Source organism: Dyella koreensis (assembly GCF_044904565.1).
GTDB lineage: Bacteria > Pseudomonadota > Gammaproteobacteria > Xanthomonadales > Rhodanobacteraceae > Dyella_D > Dyella_D koreensis.
Genome location: NZ_JADIKD010000006.1, coordinates 1 through 20,381 on the forward strand (window position 1 = coordinate 1; position 20,381 = coordinate 20,381).

Annotated in this window: 11 protein-coding genes and 1 riboswitch; of the genes, 7 read left to right on the plus strand and 4 right to left on the minus strand. The window is 62.0% G+C overall.

What is annotated here, in order from left to right; genetic code table 11:
* Positions 1 to 141 precede the first annotated feature (141 nt).
* Positions 142 to 2,019, minus strand: a complete 1,878-nt coding sequence (btuB, locus tag ISS97_RS02010; protein ID WP_379984682.1) for a TonB-dependent vitamin B12 receptor — start codon at positions 2,017 to 2,019, stop codon at positions 142 to 144.
* A 128-nt stretch (positions 2,020 to 2,147) separates the two neighbouring features.
* Positions 2,148 to 2,381: riboswitch (cobalamin riboswitch) on the minus strand.
* A 426-nt stretch (positions 2,382 to 2,807) separates the two neighbouring features.
* Here btuB and ISS97_RS02015 point away from each other — a divergent pair.
* The 3 genes from ISS97_RS02015 (at position 2,808) to ISS97_RS02025 (ending at position 9,855) form a co-directional block, all read left to right on the plus strand.
* Positions 2,808 to 5,840, plus strand: a complete 3,033-nt coding sequence (locus ISS97_RS02015; RefSeq protein WP_379984683.1) for a TonB-dependent receptor — start codon at positions 2,808 to 2,810, stop codon at positions 5,838 to 5,840.
* A 218-nt stretch (positions 5,841 to 6,058) separates the two neighbouring features.
* Positions 6,059 to 6,358 carry a hypothetical protein gene (locus tag ISS97_RS02020; RefSeq protein WP_379984685.1) on the plus strand — a complete coding sequence of 100 codons (300 nt, stop codon included), beginning with the start codon at positions 6,059 to 6,061 and terminating at the stop codon, positions 6,356 to 6,358.
* A 485-nt stretch (positions 6,359 to 6,843) separates the two neighbouring features.
* Positions 6,844 to 9,855 carry a TonB-dependent receptor gene (locus tag ISS97_RS02025; protein WP_379984686.1) on the plus strand — a complete coding sequence of 1,004 codons (3,012 nt, stop codon included), beginning with the start codon at positions 6,844 to 6,846 and terminating at the stop codon, positions 9,853 to 9,855.
* Between the two features lie 85 nt (positions 9,856 to 9,940).
* Here the strand turns inward: ISS97_RS02025 and ISS97_RS02030 are convergent, their stop codons facing one another.
* The gene (locus ISS97_RS02030) at positions 9,941 to 12,724 is read right to left on the minus strand and encodes a TonB-dependent receptor (protein ID WP_379984687.1); all 2,784 of its coding nucleotides are present in this window, start codon (positions 12,722 to 12,724) and stop codon (positions 9,941 to 9,943) included.
* Positions 12,725 to 13,154: 430 nt separating this feature from the next.
* Complete coding sequence (locus tag ISS97_RS02035) at positions 13,155 to 13,907, minus strand: GntR family transcriptional regulator (protein ID WP_379985002.1); 753 nt, start codon at positions 13,905 to 13,907, stop codon at positions 13,155 to 13,157.
* A gap of 221 nt (positions 13,908 to 14,128) precedes the next feature.
* Here ISS97_RS02035 and zwf point away from each other — a divergent pair, with 221 nt between their 5' ends.
* From zwf to ISS97_RS02055, 4 genes are all read left to right on the plus strand, one after another.
* On the plus strand, positions 14,129 to 15,595 hold the full coding sequence (gene zwf, locus ISS97_RS02040) for a glucose-6-phosphate dehydrogenase (protein WP_379984689.1): 1,467 nt from the start codon (positions 14,129 to 14,131) through the stop codon (positions 15,593 to 15,595).
* Positions 15,596 to 15,719: 124 nt separating this feature from the next.
* A complete protein-coding gene (pgl, locus tag ISS97_RS02045) occupies positions 15,720 to 16,433 on the plus strand; it encodes a 6-phosphogluconolactonase (protein ID WP_379984690.1) in 714 nt (237 codons plus the stop codon).
* A 78-nt stretch (positions 16,434 to 16,511) separates the two neighbouring features.
* The gene (gene edd / locus ISS97_RS02050; RefSeq protein WP_379984691.1) at positions 16,512 to 18,329 is read left to right on the plus strand and encodes a phosphogluconate dehydratase; all 1,818 of its coding nucleotides are present in this window, start codon (positions 16,512 to 16,514) and stop codon (positions 18,327 to 18,329) included.
* Between the two features lie 132 nt (positions 18,330 to 18,461).
* On the plus strand, positions 18,462 to 19,106 hold the full coding sequence (locus ISS97_RS02055) for a bifunctional 4-hydroxy-2-oxoglutarate aldolase/2-dehydro-3-deoxy-phosphogluconate aldolase (RefSeq protein ID WP_379984692.1): 645 nt from the start codon (positions 18,462 to 18,464) through the stop codon (positions 19,104 to 19,106).
* A 381-nt stretch (positions 19,107 to 19,487) separates the two neighbouring features.
* On the opposite strand, the gene ISS97_RS02060 is transcribed toward ISS97_RS02055, so the two are convergent.
* Positions 19,488 to 20,372: a PhzF family phenazine biosynthesis protein gene (locus tag ISS97_RS02060; RefSeq protein WP_379984693.1), complete on the minus strand. Its 885-nt coding sequence runs from the start codon at positions 20,370 to 20,372 to the stop codon at positions 19,488 to 19,490.
* Positions 20,373 to 20,381: the final 9 nt, after the last annotated feature.

Sequence of the window (20,381 nt, forward strand, 5' to 3'; positions counted from 1 at the left end):
GGACCCGGTGACGGGCTCGCTTCGCATCGCCCAGCAAAGATTAAAGAAAGAGCGGCTCCCTCTCCCCTCTGGGGAGAGGGTTGGGGTGAGGGGTGGGTGCTCGGGATCGCGTGGCTACGTAGCCTCCCGAGCCTCACATCATTAGCGCGACGGGCTATACCGCAACGTCAGATACGCCGTACGCCCCAGCTGGTTGTAGAAGCGCACCGTTTCATAGTGGTGGTCGAAGACATTGGCCACGCGTGCCTGCAGACTCCAGCCGGGCTGGAAGTTCCAGCTGGCGCGGAGGTCGACGGTGGCGTAGCCGCCGAGGCGTTGCAGGTTGGCGGCATCGTCGTAGCGGTAGCCTTCGCTGTTTACCGTGCCGCCGATGCTGAAGGCGCCGAGGTCGCGGTCGAGGTCGATGCGGGCGATGCGTTCGGGGCGGCGTGCGAGCAGGTTGCCTTGCTGGCTACCGGCGCTGCGGTTTTCGGGTTTCTGGAAGGTGAGGTAGCCGCGTACGTGCCAGCCGTCCACGTCGGCGCCGAGTTGGCCTTCGAGGCCGCGGATGCGTGCCTTGCTGACATTGATGGGTACGAAGTTGGCGTCGTAGCCGATGAGGTCGGTGATCTTAGTCTGGTAGGCGTTGACCGCCCAGTTCCACACGCCGGGGCGTCCGGACAGGCCGATCTCGGCGGTGCGCGACTTCTCCGGCTTCAGATCCGGATTGGCGGTGGGGAAGCCGAAGAAGGGCGGGAAGTACAGGTCGTTGAAGGTCGGTGCGTGGAAGGCGGTGCCGTAGGAGGCGGTGAGCTTCATCCCGTTGGTGAAGCTATAGCCGTAGGCAGCGGCGCCCGTGTTGTGGTTGCCGAACTGCTGGTTGTGGTCGTGGCGTGCCGACAACTGCAGCTCGTGCGCATCGAACTGGCCCTGGTAGAAGGCGAACACACCGGTGTTATTGCGCGAGGTGCGCAGATAGTCGGTGTCGCTGCGCAGATGTTCCTGCTGGTAGTCCACGCCCGCGCTGAGCAACTGGCCCGGCGCCAGCGTGACGTCGTTCTGCCACGAGGCCTGGTTGCGGCGGGAATACAGATAACCCTCGCGCACCATGTTCGCGCCGAGGTCGGCACGGTTGAGATAGTTGTCGGCGCGGTCCAGGTTCTGGCCGGCGCTCAAGCTCATCTTCCAGGCGTCGAGCACGGCGAAGCTCAGCTTCGTACCGGCCACCTGCTGCGAACGGCGCGTGTAGTTCTGGGAGTCGCCGTCGTACTCGATGTCGCCCTTGCTCTTGAGCAGGCTGGCGCTCAGTTCGGTGCCGTTGTCCCAGCGATAGCCACCGCTCAGGGCGCCGTTGTAGGTGCGATAGCCATCGAGGTCGGGCTCGTCGGTGAAGCAGCCGCCGACTTTCTTCGCGGCGGCACGGCAAGCGTTGATGCCGCGGGTGTACTGGCCACCGATGCTGGCGTTGTACCAGGCGTGCTCGGTGCCGCCGGAAAGACCGAACTGACCATTGACCAGACGATGGCTGCCGGCCGTCACGTTCAGTGACGGCGTCGGGTTCTCACCGGCCTGGCCGTGGCGCGTAAAGATCTGGATCACGCCACCGATCGCATCCGAGCCATACAGGCTGGAGCGCGGCCCGCGCACGATTTCGATGCGCTCGATCTGTTCCACCGGCAGCTGCTCGAAGGCCGGAATGCCGGCGCCGACGGTGCCAATGCGCACACCGTCCACCAACACCAGCGTGTGCGAGGAATTAGTGCCGCGCATGAAGAGCGAAGTCTGCTGACCGATGCCGCCCGCGTTGCCGAAGGCCACGCCCGGCAGGCCGCTCAGCAGATCCTGCACTGACTGCGGCTGCAGACGCTCGATGTCCGCGCGGGTGATCACCGTCACCGGCGCCAGCGTTTCGTCCACCGGCATCGCCGAGCGCGTGGCGGTCACCACGACGGGGGAAAGCTGCTGCGTGCCGTTCTGGTCGGCGGCATGTGCCATCGCGATGCACGACAGCAGCGCCGTCGCCAACAGGGTCTTCTTCATCTTGCGTTCCTCGCCGCGCCACGCGCACGGCTCATGAGTTCACGAGCTGGCGACGACGCAGGAGGGAAGAACGGAACGACGGCAGGCGACATGCGCCGACACGTGGTTCGACATCGCCCGCCGCGAGTCACCAGGTATGCATCCGGGCCGGTCTCCGGGCTCACGAGTGCGATGCATCGCGCATCGCTTTCCGCGGCAGCCTTCCCATGCCAAGGCACAGTGGCGTGTCGCCGCGAAAAAAATCTCTCGCTTACCGTTGCGGGGGCAGCGCCGGCATTGCCGCCAAGAGGCAAGGCGCACCGGCTTCCCGTTTCATCCCTTGGACATGCGGTCGTTGGGACACCCGAACAAACGCAACTTTAACGGTTGGAGTGAGGTGTTGGCAATTGAAGTGGCGCCACTCGAGCCTGCGGATGCGCTATTTCATGCGACCTCGTTTGGGCGTCTATACGTCTTCGATGAAGGAATTTGCGAACACTGCATGCGAGTAATAACCAGTGGATAGCAAGTTTCAAGCAAGCCACAAGCAAGTTTACAGAAAGCTTCATAAGTACTTGTTTAAGCGGTGAATGTAAGCTCCGCGCAAGCGTGAAATTTTTGTTGACGTGCGTCACTTCTCCCGCTTATGTTCGATGCGGAATCGCCAGAAATTACGTACCGGTTCATGGGGCATGGGGATGCCTCTTCTATCCAGAAGCCGGTGACTTACGACGGTCTCGACGTGTTCTTGCGATTCGTGTTCGGCGCTTGCGCCTATCGGCCTTAAGGCCATTTTGGGGAGAAAACTAATGATTAAGTACCAACACGCCCGTCGGGCGCCGTTGTGGCGTCAGACTGCGCTCGCAGCTGCCCTGAGCATGAGTCTGGCCGGTGTTGTCGTCGCTCAGTCGAACGCGTCGGGCACGATCTTTGGCCGTGCTGACGAAACGGGTGCGACCGTTCATATCGAGAACCTCGACAACGGTCTGATCCGCGATATCACGGTTGATTCGTCCGGTCGCTATCGCGCAGCGTCGTTGCCGGTGGGCCGCTACCGCGTGAGCCTCCAGAAGGACGGCAAAACCATCAACTCGCGCGACAACGTGCAAGTGGTCGTGAGCACGGGTACCGAGATTTCGTTTGCTGCCGCGGCCGCCGCGAATACGGGCGCGAAGAACCTCGAAGGCATCCAGGTCGTAGCCAACGCGTTGCCCGCTATCGACGTCTCGTCGGTCGACTCGCGTACGGTGTTGACTTCCGAACAGCTGCAAAAGCTGCCGATCCTCAATAACGTGAACGCAGCGGCATTGCTGGCGCCGGGCACCACCGGTGGCGACAGCCGTTACGGCAACGCGATCTCCATGGGCGGCGCGTCGGCTGCCGAGAACCAGTACTACATCAACGGTTTCCCGGTTACCAACCCGCTTACGGGCCTTGGCTTTACCAGCCTGCCGTTCGATGCCATCGATCAGGCGCAGGTGTTCACCGGTGGTTACGGCGCTGAATATGGTCGCTCCACGGGTGGTGTGGTCAACATCATCACCAAGCGCGGCACCAATACGTGGAAGGCGGGCGCCGAGGTCATGTGGACGCCGTCGGCACTGCGTTCTACTCAGCGCGCTATCTACTTCCCGGTGGGCAGCGGCCGTCCGACCGACGGCAAGGTCTTCTTCCGTCCGGATGAGAAGAGCACCCTGACGCAGTACGGCGTCTATATCGGCGGCCCACTGATCAAGGACAAGCTGTTCTTCTATGGCTCCGCCGAGCTGAACGATACTTCGGGCCTGACACAGTTCGGCCAGAACAATGGCACCACCGGCAACAGCACGAAGACCACGACGGATACGCGTCAGGTCACCCGCTGGATGACCAAGGTCGACTGGAATATCACCGACAGCCACATCCTTGAGTTCACCGGGCTGGGCGAGGATTCGATCCAAGATACCAACATCTATAACTACAACTACAACACGGGTGTTACCGGAACGCTGAAGGGCACGGAACACCAGAAGAACACCGGCATTGCCAATTCGGCACCGGGCGGCAAGGTTTATGTGGGCAAGTACACGGGTTACATCACCGACAGCCTGACGATCAACGCCTTGTATGGCGAAAGCAGCGCAGATCACGTGGACTCGGTGGCCGGCTCCTCTGGCGGCGTTTGCCCGAACATCACGGATAACCGCAAGACGGGCGGTCGCATCAGTTGCGCACCGGTCGGCGGCAATTTGCTCGTGCCAGGCGCCAACGATAAGACGAAGGCATTCCGCTTCGACGTCGAATACCACCTCGGCTCGCACACGCTGCGTGGCGGTATCGATAATCAGACGCTGGAGTCGTACTCCGGTCGAGCGACCCAGGGCGGCGCGCTGTGGACCTACTATGACGCTACGGACAACTTCTCCACTGTTCCGGGCATGCATGTGCCAGCCGGCGCAACCGAAGTCGCGCAGCGCACGATCTTTAGTGCGGCGGGCAAGGTGAAGGTCGAGCAGCAGGCGCAGTACATTGAAGACCATTGGCAGGTCAGCGATCGCTGGCTGGCCTATCTCGGCCTGCGCAACGAGCAGTTCAAGAACTACAACACCGACGGTGTCGTGTTCATCAAGCAGCGTCACCAGCTTGCCCCTCGCCTGGGTCTGACCTGGGACGTGTTCGGCGACTCCACGTTCAAACTGTACGGCAATGCGGGCCGCTACCATCTGGCTGTTCCGTCCAACGTGGCTATCCGCGGTGCGGGTCCGCAGCGTTTCGAGAACCAGTACTTCACCTATAGCGGTGTGGATCCGGCCACCAACGCTCCGATCAACCCGACGCCGATCAGCAATGTGTTCTTCGCGAACGGTGCGAACGGCACGGCGCCGAATCCGGTGACGCTCGCCAAGAAGGGCATCAGCGCCTACTACCAGGACGAGTACATCCTTGGCTTCGACAAGCAGCTGGCGCCTAGCTGGTCCTTCGGTGCGAAAGCTATCTATCGCAATCTGAAGAGCATCATCGATGACGTCTGCGACGCCCGTCCGTTCCTCAACCATGAGGCCGCTGCCGGTACGCCGATCACCAACCCTGCCTTCACCAATTGGGCGACCGATGGCGCACCCTGCCTGCTATTCAATCCCGGCAAGGGCGGCACCTTCACCATCGATCACGATGGCAAGGGCACGCTGAAGAACGTGACATTGTCGGCGAAGGAGTTCGGCTTCCCGGAGATGAAGCGCAAGTACTACGCCTTGAACGTGTACCTCGAACATCAGTTCGACCAGAAGTGGTACGGCAAGGTCGAGTACGTGTGGTCGCACAACTACGGTAATTCGGAAGGCCTGCTGCTCTCCGACATCGGCCAGATCGATCCTTCAGTGACCCAAACGTGGGACTTCAAGGAGATCATGTACGGCGCGACCGGCAATTTGCCGAATGATCGTAGGCATCAGGTCAAGGCCTATGGCTACTATCAGATCACGCCGGAATGGCTGGTTGGCGGTATCGTGCAGGTGTCTTCCGGTCGACCGAAGAACTGCCTCGGTATCTATCCGACCGATCCCTACCAGTACGGTTCGTCGTACTTCTACTGCAATGGTCAGACCGCACCGCGTGGCAGCCAGGGCACGCTGCCTTGGAACTACACGCTCAACCTGAGCACGGAATATCGCCCCGCCTGGGCTGGTCACAAGCTGGCGTTCAACCTCGATGTGTTCAACGTTTTCAACCAGCAGCGCGCACAGAACCAGATCGAGACGTATCAGTTGGGAAGCGGTGCTCGCAGCGGTACCTATGGCCGCGTGATCAGCTACTCGGCGCCGCGTTCGGTTCGCCTGGGCGCTCGCTACGACTTCTCGCTGTAAATAAAAACATAAGCGTCGGGGCAACCCGGTGCGATCTCCCCTTGAAGCCGCCGGTTCCCCCGGCGGCTTTTTTTATTTCATTTGCAGTGGCGCCATGGTTACGACGCATCTACCATCAATGCGACCGGGCGAATGTTGATCACCAGAGTGATCATGTTTGACCCGGTTGTTGATACCTGCAGGTTCGCTACGTTGCTTAATCACAAGGAGTGATTGCTATGAACCGTTCGGTTATTTCAGCTTCGATCTTGCTAGCAGTGGTTGCTGGTGCGTTTTCAGGATCGGTATCGGCTCAGTACGACTGCACCGCGTGCATGCGCAATTATTTGAACTGTCTGCAGCAGGGGCCTGGGAATCCGGCGCAGCAGGCCATTTGCGACCATGAATATGCTGGCTGCCTGGCGCAGTGCGATGGCCTGGAGGCCGCGCAAGTTAAAAGTCCTTTCAAGGACGAAGACGCCATACAGTTCAAGCAAAGCCCGAGTCAGGTAGCCAGTTGGCTCGATCATCGTTCTTGACCTATAGCTAGCGCTACGACCCTCATTGCTTGGTGCCATCGTTATCGCTATGAGGGTCGTCCTCTTCGCTGACTTTTGGGCCTCTCAACCGCATAAAAACGTGGCGCCACGCATGTGGGCCGCACGTTCCCACGCTTGTTTTGCGCGGCGGCGGCGATTGAGCGCAAGCTTGCGTTAAGCTTGGGTTCATGAATTTGGCGCCCGGCTTTACCCGCTGAAACCAATGAATATCAATGGATTGTGATGTAACAGATCGCACGCATTGGCGTGCGCGTCGCCCCTTTGAACCTTAATTTTTTGTTGACTCCTCTCCAAGAGCCCTCCTAAGGTCGGCCAGCGAGTCGTGAGAATTTGCGATGACGGACGGGCAAGGGGTTGCCCTCCGTCTGTGCAGCACCTGCGCGAAGCAGTGTTGCCGCAAGTCCCCGCGCCGCTTTGGGCGCACGACGCCCGTCCTTCTTGGATCGTCTTTGGGGAGATAGCACATGCATACGTTTCGACAACCCGGTTACGCGGCCGTCTGCCGCCGAACCGCATTGGCCATCGCGCTCGGTATGAGTTTTGCCGGTACGGTGATGGCGCAGTCCAACGCCTCCGGCGTGATTTTCGGTCGTGCGGCCGAGCCCGGTAGCACGGTCCAGATCCAGAACCTCGATACGGGCCTCAGTCGCGACATTGCAGTCGATGCCGAGGGACGCTACCGCGCTGGCTCGCTGCCGGTCGGTCGCTACAAGGTCACGCTGCAGAAGGATGGCAAGGCGCTGGAGACGCGCGACAACGTACAGGTCGCACTGGGTAGTGGTATCGATGTGTCGTTTGCTGGTGCTGCCAGCGCAAGCGGCGCTCAGACTCTGGAAGGTATCCAGGTTGTCGGCAATGCACTGCCGGCCATCGACGTATCGTCGGTGGACTCGCGCACCGTGCTTACCTCCGAGCAGCTGCAGAAACTGCCGCTGGCGCGGAATGTCACCGCCGCTGCGCTGCTGGCGCCGGGCGTAATTGCAGGCGACGCGCGCTATGGCAACGTGGCTTCGTTTGGCGGCTCTTCCGCCTCCGAAAACCAGTACTACATCAATGGCTACTCGGTAGCGAATGCGCTGACCGGCCTCGGCTTCGTCAGCCTGCCCTACGATGCGATCGACCAGCAGCAGATCTATACGGGCGGCTATGGCGCGGAATACGGCCGTTCCACCGGCGGCGTGATCAGCATTGTATCCAAGCGCGGCGGCAACACCTGGAAGGGTGGCGTCGGCATGTATGTGATCCCGCAATACTTCCGCGATTCGCCGCGCAGCATCTATCGCGAGAACGGTGTTCTCTACCAATACCGCGGCGACAACAAGAGCTCCTCGACGCAGTACACCGGCTACGTAAGCGGTCCGCTCATCAAGGACAAATTGTTCTTGTACGCCGCCGGGGACTTCACCCGCAGCACCGGCAAGGTCGTCAGCCCCTTCACGGCACCCCAGCTAAATAGGGAAACGTCCAAGGCCACCAAGTATCTGGCCAAGATCGACTGGAACATCACAGATAGTCACATCGTCGAGTTGACCGCGCTTTCGGACAAGACCAACACTGACCGAAGCATCTATGCCTACGACTACAAGACGTTGCAGGCAACCAACTATCTGGGTTCGGACAAGCTCAAGAATGCCGCGTCCTTGGCCGGTTCGGAGCCTGGCGGCGACGTTTATATCGGTAAGTACACCGGCTATATCACCGACGACTTCACGGTGAACGCACTGTATGGCACCAGTAAAACGGACCATGTGCGTAACCTCGCTTACGCCGCCAATCCGAATTGTCCCTGGATCACTGATCTGCGCAGGGGTGTAACCAACCCGATCATTGGTTGTGGTCTGGTCAACGGTACGGTGCTCAATGCTGGAGCAAAGGATAAGACGCACGGCTGGCGTCTCGATCTAGAGTATCGTCTGGGATCACACGATCTGCGTGCGGGCCTGGACAATCAGACGCTGGAATCCTACGCCGGCAACGTCTACGAAGGTGGTTATCGCTGGGTCTATCGGAATGCCGGAACGGTGCCCGGTCGCCCAGATGTCGTTCCGCCTCCCGGTACGCAGTACTACGCCGAAAAACGTCTATTTGAGACCGGTGCTTCGGTCAAAGTGGTGCAGGACGCGCAGTTCATTGAAGATCGCTGGCAGGTCAGCGATCGCTGGCTGGCTTATCTCGGCCTGCGCAACGAGCAGTTCAAGAACCTCAATGGTGCGGGCGACGTTTACGTCAAACAGCGCCACCAATTGGCTCCGCGCCTGGGCTTGACCTGGGATGTGTTCGGCGATTCCAGCTTCAAGGTGTATGCGAACGCTGGCCGCTACCATCTCGCCATTCCGTCCAACGTCGCTGTTCGCGGCGCTTCGGCTTCCACCTACTACAGCGAGTATTACGCCTACACCGGCGTTGGGCCAAACGGCGAGCCCACTGGCCTTACCCAGCTCGGTAATCGCTTTTACCTCAATGGCGAGGACGGCACTACGCCGGATCCGCGTTCGGTGGCCGCACAGAACATCAAGGCCTACTACCAGGATGAATACATTCTTGGTTTCGACAAGACGTTGGGCAGCGATTGGTCATATGGCGCCAAGCTGACCTACCGAAAGTTGAAGAGTTCGATCGACGACTTCTGTGATTCGCGTCCGTTCGAAAAGTACGCCGCCCGCAACAACATCGATATCAGCAACGCGAGCATCGCGGGTTGCTATCTGTTCAATCCGGGTCAGAGCAATACCTTCCTGGTCGACGTCAACGGTCAGGGCAACTTCGTTCCATTCAAGTTGACCAAGGAAGATTTCACGACGCCGGAAGGCGTGAGTTTCCCCGACCTCAAGCGCAAGTACTACTCGCTGGATCTGTACCTGGAGCATCAGTTCAATCAGCGCTGGTATGGTCGCGTCGATTACACCTTCTCGCGCAGCTACGGCAACTCGGAAGGCCAGCTGAAGTCTGACATCGGTCAGCTCGATCCGTCGGTGACGCAGGATTGGGACGCGCCGGAAATCATGCAGTACACCAACGGTCCGCTACCGAATGACCGCACGCATCAGCTGAAGGCATATGGTTACTTCCAGATGAATCCAGAGTGGCTCTTCGGTGCCAATCTGGCGGTGGCTTCGGGTCGTCCCAAGAACTGCATCGGTGTCGATCCCGTCGACGCGATCGGCTACGGAGCTTCGTACTTCGAGTGCGACCTGAAGGCCAGTCCTCGTGGTTCGAAGGGGCGTTTGCCCTGGACGTGGCGACTGGACCTGAATGCCGAATACCGTCCGGCATGGGCCGGGCATAATCTAGCGTTCACCGCGAACGTGTTCAATGCGTTCGGCAGCCAGAAGCAAACGGCGATTATCGAGGTTGCCGAAACCGGTTCTATCGGTTCCAACGGACAGCCGATCAAGAGCGACGATTATCGGCGTGCCGTGGCGTACCAGACGCCCCGCTACTTTCAGTTCGGCGTCCGCTACGACTTCTCGATGTAAGTGTCATACCGGTGCCGGGTGGTTACCCCGGCACCGTTTCCCCAGAGCCGCCGGCATTCATCCGGCGGCTTTTTTTGGGTGAGACTCACTGGAACGCGTACTTCGCACCAATCGTGTAGTACCGACCGATCGCACCGCTCGAATGCAGCGGGTTGTAGTTCATCGCGCCATAGGTGAGCGGATCCAGCGGGGCGACTTTGTCGGTCACGTTCTGGATCGAACCGAAGATCTCCCAGTTATCGGCCGGCTTCCAGCGACCGGAGAGGTCAATGGTGTAGAACGACGGGATCTTGCAACCGCGCGGTGCCGGTGTGCCATCGGCGAAGGTGTTGGCGCAGACGTCACCTTCGAACGCCACGTTCTTGAAGCTGCCGATGTAGTTGACCACCGCGCCGAAGTTGAACGACTTGATGTCCCAGCTGGCGCCGAAGTTGATGCGGTTCTTCGGCGTGCCGATGCAGTTGGTGGTATCGCAGTTGCCGTGGGTGCCGGCGTACTGGCGGGTCACACCGGCATCTTTGCGCTCGAAGGAGTTGGTGCGGCTCCACTGCAGGTCGAGCCGCAGCCTGCCGTAATCGCCCATTTCGAAGCGCTGGCGCACATCCAGGTCGATGCCACGCACCGTGGTGGAGGCGGAGTTGATGTAGCCCACCTGGGTCGCCAGCAGGCTGCCGCTGTTGGGAATGCCCGGCAGATTGTTGTCGCTGCGGATCACGTTGCCTGCGGCAATGGCGGCCGCCGTGTCACCCTGGTTGATCTCGTTGGTGCGTTTGATGCGCCAGGCGTCGATGGTCAGCGATGTGGTGTCGGTCGGATCGAGCACTACGCCAAAGGTGTAGCTCTTGGATTCCTCCGGCTTCAGGTTCGGGTTCGGCGAAGTGATGATGGCGATGGGCACCGCGCAATCGCCCTGCGTTGCACCCGGCGCGGGTGTGCCGCCCGGGCAGCGCACCGGATCGCGTGCCGTGCTGAAGGCCGCCAGGCCGCCCTTGCCGGACTCGGCCGGGTTCGGTGCGCGGAAACCTTCCGCGTAGGTGGCGCGCAGCGCGATCCATGGTGCCGGTGTCCACTTGACGCCCACCTTCGGCGTGGTCGAGGTATCGCCGTGGCGATAAGCGTCGACGCGTGCCGCGGCGGACAGCTCGATGGTTTTCGTCACTGGCGCTACCAGCTCGATATAACCCGCCGCGACCTGCTGCACACCCTTATAGGAGGAGTAGCCGAGGCCGATGATGTCGCCGATATCGGTATACGTCTGCGGAGACAGGTCAATCGATTGACGGCGATATTCGCCACCGATCGACAGGCCCAGCGGGCCGCCTGGCAGATCCATCAGCGAGCGCGAGACCTTGGCGTCGATCGAATCGAGCTTGCTGGTGGCGTCGGCCTGGATGTCCGGCGAGATGTAGTCGTACAGCGCCCTGCTGTTGAGGTAGGCGTTCTGCCCGATGCGCCAGTAGCCGACCGGGCTGTTCGGATCGCTCAACGCCGTGCGTACGTGGCTATAGCGCAGGAAACCATGACGCTTGTTGGTTATGCTGGTTTCGGAGTGCAGATAGCCGACGTCGTAATCCCAGTCGCCGAAGGTGCCTTTCACGCCGACCAGGAAACGATAGAAATCGTTGTCGGTAAGGATCCTGCGCGGGCCCACGTCCCAGGCGGAATAGCGCAGTCGGGCCGCCGCACCAAACGGGTTATCCGGGTGGCCGGCGCCAAGCACCACAGCGCCGGGGCCGCTGCTGGCATTCACCGGGCCGCCGGGGTAGCCCCACGAGCCGGACACACCCGACGGCGTGGTCTGGAACTTGGTCTTCTTGTTCGAATAGCCGAACTCGCTATACAGCTCGGCGTGATCCGACAGCGCATACGTGCCGCGCGCGAAGAAGTTGATGGTGGCGTCGTTCGGGGTCAGCGTGCGGAACCGGCCGACCTGCCACAAGCAGCCACCGCCCGGATCAGCTGGAGAGATAACCGGGCTGAAGGTCGAGCAGCCCGGCAGTGATTGATAGAGGCCCGTCTTCGGATTGCGCACGTTGCCCGTGGGCGAGTTGCCGCCGACCGTGCCACCGCCGGTAATGCCTCCGCCCAGATTCGGGCTGCCGGCCAGGCTGTAACCCCAGTGGCGCAGGTCGCCATTGCCGATCCAGTCGCGATCGCGGCGATCGTTGACGAAGACTTCTTCGGTTTTGGACGCTTCCAGGTTGAAGAACACGTTGTAGCGGTCCTTCGCCAGGGTGCCGGTACCCGCGGTGAGCGAGCCCTTCCACTGGTTGCCGTCGCCGTAGTCGGAAACACCATACGAGGCTTTCGCCACGGCGCCGGTGAAGTCTTTGCGCAGGATGATGTTCACCACGCCGGCGATGGCGTCGGAACCATAGATAGCCGAGGCGCCGTCCTTCAGCACTTCGACACGCTCCACCGCTTCCATCGGAATCGTGCTGAGATCGGTGAAGACTTTCTGGCCATCGTCGGCGAGGCCGAACGGCGCCATGCGGCGGCCATTCAACAGCACCAGCGTGGAACCTGCTCCGAGGCCGCGCAGCGAGATGCCCGCGCCACCGCCGGCGAAGCCGTTGCCGAACGTCTTGGGAATCGAACCCGCGCCATCCGAAGTCAGCGTCTGTAGATACTCGGCGATCGTCGCTTTGCCGGAGCGTTCGATTTCCTGCCGCGAAATCACCTGTACCGGCGACGCGGTTTCCGTATCGATACGCGGAATATTGGAGCCGGTCACCACGATGCGCTCGAGCGTCTTGGTGTCTTCGTCCTTGGTGGTTTGTTGTGCCGCTGCCGTGCTGGCGAAAACCGTGCTTCCTGCCACAAGCGCGAAAACAATCGAATCGCGCAATAACTTTGTCTTGAAACGCATGATGCTTTCCTCCCCAGAAGAAATAATCAGAAGCCAACGGCTTTCAAAGGTCTCCGCAGTGGGTTGCGGAGTGGCGGAAGAACTGGTCCGCGGCGGGGATGTAAGCACCGGTTACGAAAATTTCCTAGTGCCCGGCGTGTAAATTTTCTTGATTTATAACAGACAGTTACACGTAAGTTTCGGAGAATCGGGCAATCGCCGCAGGAAAATGCATGCTTTCGAGGGACTGACGAGTGCGATTTAAATGGATCTAATGCGGCAGAAAATCGCGATCAAAAATTCAATAATTTGCGTCATCGAATGGTCGCTGCAATTTCTTTCGATTCGCGCGACGGAGATCGGGCAAAGCGTGACGCATGGCACGCCCCGAAATTAATCAACAAAAAATCAACGCGACCACGAAAGCGGGCCAGATACGCCAGGCTAGGCTTCAGTCCGTCTGCAATTCGGCCACGAAATCGTAGATGTCGCCGCGATACCAGGAGGTGGTGAACTCCACCACGCGGCCATCGTCGAGGAAGCTGCGGCGTTCGATATTGAGTCCGGCACTGCCGGTGGGCACATGCAGCAGGCGCGCCTGTTGCGCGCCGAGCGATACCGCGCGCAGCCGCTGCAGCGCACGACGCGGACGGCAACCGAGACTTTCCAGCACTTCGTACAGCGAGTCGTGCACCAGCAGCGGGTCGGGCAACACGCTCGCCGGTACCACGGTGCGCTCGATCGCCAGCGGTTCGTCCCTGGCGTAGCGCACACGATGCAGGCGCGCCACCAGCGCGCCGGGCGACAGGTTCATCGCCATCGATTCTTCCGGCGTCACTTCGCCAATGCCGCGCTCGAAGAACTCAGAGCGCGGGTTGAGGCCGCGTGCGCGTAAGTCTTCGGTAAAGCTGGTGAGCCGCGACATCGGCTTGATGATGCGCTCGGCCACGAACGTGCCGGCACCGTGGCGCTGAGTGAGGATGCCCTCCTCGACCAAGCCGGCAATCGCCTTGCGCACGGTGACGCGCGACAGGCTGAGCGCGCGCGACAGGTCGCGTTCGCTCGGCAGCGCCTGGCCGGGTTCGATATCGCGGTGCTCCACCACATTGCGGATGGCCCGGCGCAAGCGCAGGTAGGCCAGTGGCTGGTGGGTGGCCGCATCGCGGCTGAGGCGGAGGTATTCGTTGGCCAGGGCGGTTTCCATGGCGGCCACGATACCAATGAGCATACCAATTCCACAAGCGTGCCTAAAAACGGGGCTGCGCGGGGGGTACCAGTTGCCCGGAAACCCGCCGCCAAGCGCGGTACCGCCAAACTTTCGTCGAAGTGGTGTTGTCTGGTATTTCAGTGGTACGGTACGATCCAGCGACAAGTCCGATAGGCGTTCCCCGGCCATAGGCCACGCAATACGTCGAGGTGATTGAAGTGACGGCTTCTCCCCAGCCGGTCGATGCGTTCGACCTGGTGATTTTCGGCGGCACCGGCGACCTCGCCGTGCGCAAGCTGCTGCCTGCCCTGTTTCATCGTTTTGTCGACGGCCAGATACCGGCCGGCAGCCGCATCATCGGCATCGCCCGCGAAGCGCTGGATGACGACGGCTATCGCGCCAGCCTGCGCACCGCGCTGATCGAAGCCGGCGGCGCCAAGGGCCAGGTCGAGGAATTCCTGCGCCACGTCAGCTACCGGCCGCTGGATGCACGCAAGGACGAGGGCTGGGATGCGTTCGCCGCGCTGATCGGCGAAGAGCCGGACCATGTGCGCGTGTTCTATTTGTCGACGTCGCCCGAACTGTTCGTGGATATCTGCAACCGCCTCGGCAGCTATGGCCTCAACCGCGGCAAGTCGCGCGTGGTGCTGGAGAAGCCGATCGGCCGCGACCTGGCCAGCGCCAACCAGATCAACGACGCGGTCGGTCGCGTGTTCGACGAATCGCAGACCTTCCGCATCGATCACTACCTCGGCAAGGAAACGGTACAGAACCTGCTGGCGCTCCGCTTCGGCAATGCGCTGTTCGAACCGCTGTGGAACTCGGGCCACATCGATCATGTGCAGATCACCGTCGCCGAAACGCTTGGCGTAGGCCGCCGCGGCGCGTACTACGACCGCGCAGGCGCGCTGCGCGACATGGTGCAGAACCATATCCTGCAATTGCTCTGCATGGTGGCGATGGAGCCGCCATCCTCGCTGTCGCCCGACGCGGTGCGCGACGAGAAGCTCAAGGTGCTGCGTTCGCTCAAGCCGATCGACGAGAGCAACGCCGCCCAGCTCACTGTGCGCGGCCAGTACCGCGCCGGCGCCGCCGAAGGGCAGAGCGTGCCGGGCTATCTGGAAGAGCTCGACGGCGGCAAGTCCAATACCGAAACTTTCGTGGCGCTCAAGGCGGAGATCGAAAACTGGCGCTGGGCCGGCGTGCCGTTCTATCTGCGCACTGGCAAGCGCTTGCCTGAGCGCGTGTCCGAGATCGTCGTGGTGTTCAAGGCGGTCCCGCATTCCATCTTCGGCGCCAGCGCCGGCCCGCTGGCACAAAATCGCCTGGTGCTGCGTTTGCAGCCGGATGAAGGCGTGAAGCTTTGGCTCACCATCAAGCATCCCGGCCCGGGCGGTTTGCGCCTGCGCCACGTGCCGCTGGACATGAGCTTCGCCGAAGCCTTCGGCGTGCAGCAGCCGGATGCCTACGAGCGGCTGTTGCTTGACGTTGTGCGCGGCAACCCCACGTTGTTCATGCGCCGCGACGAAGTGGAAGCGGCATGGCGCTGGGCCGATCCGATCCTGGCCGCCTGGTCCGCCAGCGGCGAAGCACCGCGTCCCTACACCGCCGGCACCTGGGGTCCGAGCGCCGCCGTAGCACTGATCGAGCGCGATGGCCGCACCTGGAACGAGGACAGCGAGTAAGTCGCCGCAACCAGCCCTGCAAGGTGTGGTCACAGATGCTTCACCGCGACCTTGCAGATCGCTGCCTACACTCGAACTCCACCGCCACGCGAGTTACCCATCCACCGCTAGCCATGTTGCCGTCATGCCCGCTTCGCTGAACGTCACCACCCACAGCTTCACCGATTGCGACGCACTGGCTCGCGCACTCGCCGAACGCATCGCCGAACGCCTGCGCCAGGGTATCGCCGAGCGCGGCAAAGCCTTGCTGGCGGTGTCGGGCGGCAGCACACCAGTGCGTTTTTTTCAGCAGCTTTCACGCATCGAGCTGGACTGGCCGAAGGTGCAGGTGGTGCTGGTGGACGAGCGCTGGGTGCCGGAGACGCACGAGCGCTCCAATGCGCGCCTCGTGAAAAGCGAATTGCTGCAGCACGCTGCGAGCGCGGCGCATTTCGTGCCGCTCTATGCGGACGCACCGACGCCGGAGGCCGGGATGGTCGCGGTGCGAGCCCGCATGGCGGCGCTGCCGTATCCGTTCGATGCGGTGGTGCTCGGCATGGGCACCGATGGGCATACCGCGTCCTTCTTCCCCGGTGGCGACCGCCTTCCGGAAGCACTGGACCTGGCCGGCACCACGCGTGTACTGCCGATGCGTGCGGCTGGAGCCGGCGAACCGCGCATCACGTTCACCCTGCCCGCGCTGCTCGACACGCAGGCGTTGTATCTGCATATCGAAGGCGAAACCAAGCGCCAGCTGCTGGCCGATGCCCGGCTTGGCCTGGGCGCCGCCAAGGATTACCCGGTGCGCACCGTACTGACTCAGACGCGTGTGCCCGTCGCCGTGTACTGGTGCCCCTGAGCATCAGGCCATGGGAGTGGGAAGCGGGCGGCCCTCAACGCTCGTTTCCCACTTCCGTCCTCTTTCCGGAATGAACCCATGACCACCTTGCATCCCGTTATCGCCGAAGTCACCGAACGCCTGCGCGAGCGCAGCCGCGAGACGCGCGCTGCCTACCTGCGGCGCATCGATGCGGCCGGCAGCGCGGGCACGCATCGCGAACGCCTTTCCTGCGGCAACCTCGCCCACGGCTTCGCCGCCTGCGGCCCGCACGACAAGGCCGCGCTGCGCGAAGGCCATGCGCCAAACCTGGGCATCGTCACCGCGTACAACGACATGCTCTCCGCACATCAACCGTACGAGCGCTATCCCGAGCTGATTCGCCAGATCGCGCGCGACGCAGGCATCACCGCGCAGGTGGCCGGTGGCGTGCCAGCGATGTGCGATGGCGTGACGCAGGGTCGCGCCGGCATGGAGTTGTCGCTGTTCTCGCGCGACTTGATCGCGATGGCCACCGCGGTCTCGCTCTCGCACGACATGTTCGACGGCGCGCTATACCTGGGTATCTGCGACAAGATCGTGCCCGGCCTGTTGATCGGCGCGCTGAGCTTCGGCCATCTGCCCGGCGTCTTCGTGCCCAGCGGCCCGATGCCCACCGGCATCACCAACGAACAGAAATCCAAAGTGCGTCAAGCCTATGCCGAGGGCAAGGTGGGCCGCACCGAATTGCTGGAAGCGGAAGCCTCCGCCTATCACGCACCGGGCACCTGCACCTTCTACGGCACCGCCAACTCCAATCAGATGCTGATGGAGATCATGGGCCTGCACCTGCCGGGAGCCAGCTTCGTCGCGCCGGATACGCCGCTGCGCGACGCACTTACCGTCGACGCCGTCCTTCGCGTCGCCAGGCTGAGCGAGCATGGGCCGCAACACGTGCCGGTGGGCCACATCATCGACGAGCGCGCCATCGTCAACGGCGTGATCGGTCTACATGCCACCGGCGGTTCCACCAACCACCTGTTGCATCTGGTGGCCATCGCAAAGGCTGCGGGCATTCAGTTGCGCTGGGACGATTTCGACGCGCTGTCCTCGGTAGTGCCGCTGCTGGCGCGCGTTTACCCCAACGGCTATGCCGACGTGAATCAATTCCACGAAGCGGGCGGCATGGGTTTCCTGATCGATCAGCTGCTCAGTGCGGGTCTGTTGCACGGTGACGTGAAGACGGTATTTGGCACCGGCATGGAGGGCTACGCACAGGTGCCGTCGCTGGATGCGGACGGCAACCTTGTGTGGCATCCGGTGGCAAAGGAAAGCGGCAACCGCGGTGTGTTGCGCGGCATGAGCGAACCGTTCCGTGCCGATGGCGGTTTGCGCATGCTCTCCGGCAACCTCGGCCGCGCGGTGATCAAGGTGTCTTCGGTGCCGGACGACCGTCTGGTGATCGAGGCGCCGGCCATTGTGTTCCACGACCAGGACGATGTGCGCAAGGCCTTCGAGCAAGGCGAACTCAACCGCGACTTCATCGCCGTGGTGCGTTTCCAGGGGCCGCAGGCGATCGGTATGCCGGAGCTGCATAAGCTGACGCCGACACTCGGCGTACTGCAGGATCGTGGCCATCGCATCGCACTGCTTACCGACGGCCGCATGTCTGGCGCCTCCGGCCGTGTGCCGGCGGCGATCCATGTGACGCCGGAAGCGGCCGCGCACGGCAACATCGCCAAGATCCGCGACGGCGACATGATTCGGCTGGATGCGGTGAACGGTACCGTCGATGTGTTGGTGGAAGCCGGCGAATTCGCGGCACGCGTGCCGGCTACCGCCGATCTGTCGTCGCATCACAGCGGCATGGGCCGTGAGCTGTTCGGCCTGTTCCGGCAGGCGGCGAGCGAAGCCGATCTCGGTGCTGGTGTTCTTTAATTTCGTGTAGGAGCGCACCCTGTGCGCGAAACGGTCCGTAAGGACCGGGCTTTTTGATTAATAGCCCTGCTGGCGCAAGGCTTTCGCGCACAGGGTGCGCTCCTACATCACACAACTTTTGCAGGAATCTCCATGAGCGCCATCGAAACCAAGCAACAGCAAGTCGAAGCCACTTTGCGTCTGGCGCCGGTGGTGCCGGTAGTGATCATCGACGACGCCAGGGCCGCGGTGCCGATGGCGCGCGCGCTGGTGGCGGGTGGCATTCCGGCGATTGAGGTGACGCTGCGCACGCCGGCAGCGCTGGAGGCGATTCGTGCGATTGCCGCTGAAGTCGAAGGCGCTGTCGTGGGCGTAGGCACGGTACTCACCGCCAAGGATCTGCAGGCCGCGCAACAGGCCGGCGCGCGTTTCGCGGTGTCGCCGGGTACGTCGCCGCGTTTGCTGGATGCGGCTGACGATAGTTCGTTGCCGCTGTTGCCTGGTGTTGCTACGGCGTCGGAGGCGATGAGTTTGCTTGAGCGCGGTTATCGCCATCTGAAGTTCTTTCCGGCGGTGCCGGCGGGTGGGTACAAGTTGCTTGGCGCGTGGGCGAGTCCCTTGCCGCAGATTCGGTTTTGTCCGACGGGTGGGATCAGTCTTGCTTCGGCGCCGGAGTTTCTCTCGTTGCCGAATGTGTTGTGTGTGGGTGGGTCTTGGTTGACGCCGGCGGACAAGCTCAAGGCTGGAGACTGGGCGGGGATTGAGGCGTTGGCACGCGAGGCTAAGGCGCTGCGCTAAAGATTGACTCCCTCTCCCCGCAGGGGAGAGGGTTGGGGTGAGGGGCGGGTGCTCGGCTCACCGTTTCTACTTCGTCATCCCTGCGTAGGCAGGAGGCGCTTTACAACAGCGAAGCTGGTCATCCAGTAGTGGTGCGCTTGGTTGTCGCGTCTGCGTGCTCTGGCTCGCCTGCCGCGGGCTTCCACTCGCTGCCGCGAGCCGGGTCACTTTCTCTTTGCTGGCCCAAAGAGAAAGTAACCAAAGAGAAATGGCCTGAAAAGCAGGCGGTGTGCTTTGTAGCTCCGCCTTTCTCCAGTGCCAGACGTCGGAATGGTTTTCTTCGGCCTTGTCGTCTTGCCCACATCGCGGCGCAGGAACTCGCTAGATCGCCAAGCGGCGTAATCACGCCAAGTGAATGCTTCCCTCGATCATGGTTTCGGTTGTTCCACCGATCCACGGCGTCCCCGTTTCGTCATAGCGAATACTCAACCGTCCATCGCGCTTGAGTGCGGTGCCCTGGCGCACGGTGTAGCTGTCGCCGGGGTGCAGGTTCTGTTGGCGTAGCAGGCAGGCGATGCCGGCGTTGGCGCTGCCGGTGACGGGGTCTTCTTCGATGCCGATGTCGCCACCGGTGATCAGGCAGCGGACTTCGAAGGTAGTGGGGCCATCGTTGGCATGGGGGCCGTAGAAGGCAAATTTGTGGATGCCGGTGTCGTAGGCGAAGCGTTCGAGCCGAGCGAGGTCGGGGTGCAGGGCGAGGCAGGCGTCGGCGGATGGCACGCGGGTGACTAGCCATGCGGGGCCGTTGTTGACCAGACATGGCGGTGCGCCGAGGTCGAGTGCATCGGTATGCCAGGCCTGCGCGAGTGCGGCGTGGTGTATGGCGTCCAGCGGCGTGAAGGTTGCCGGTGGTGCGGCGAAGGCCCAGTGGCCTGGCGCCTGTTCGGCGAGTTGCACCAGACCGATGTTGCACTGTTGCACCAGGTGTCCCGCGCGCTTGGGGCGATAACCGTTGGCCAGTAGCGCATGCGCGCTGCCAAGGGTGGGGTGCCCGGCGAATGGCATCTCATACGTGGTGGTGAAGATGCGCACGCGATAGTCGGCTTCCGGATCGGTCGGGCGCAGCAGAAAGGCGGTCTCGGACAGATTGGTCCAGCGCGCGATGGTCTGCATTTGTTCCGTATCGAGATCGTCGGCGTCGAACACCACGGCGAGCGGATTACCTTTGAACGGCGACGAGGTGAAGACATCGACCTGCATGAAACGAACACGGCGAGTGGGGCGCATAAGGGATGT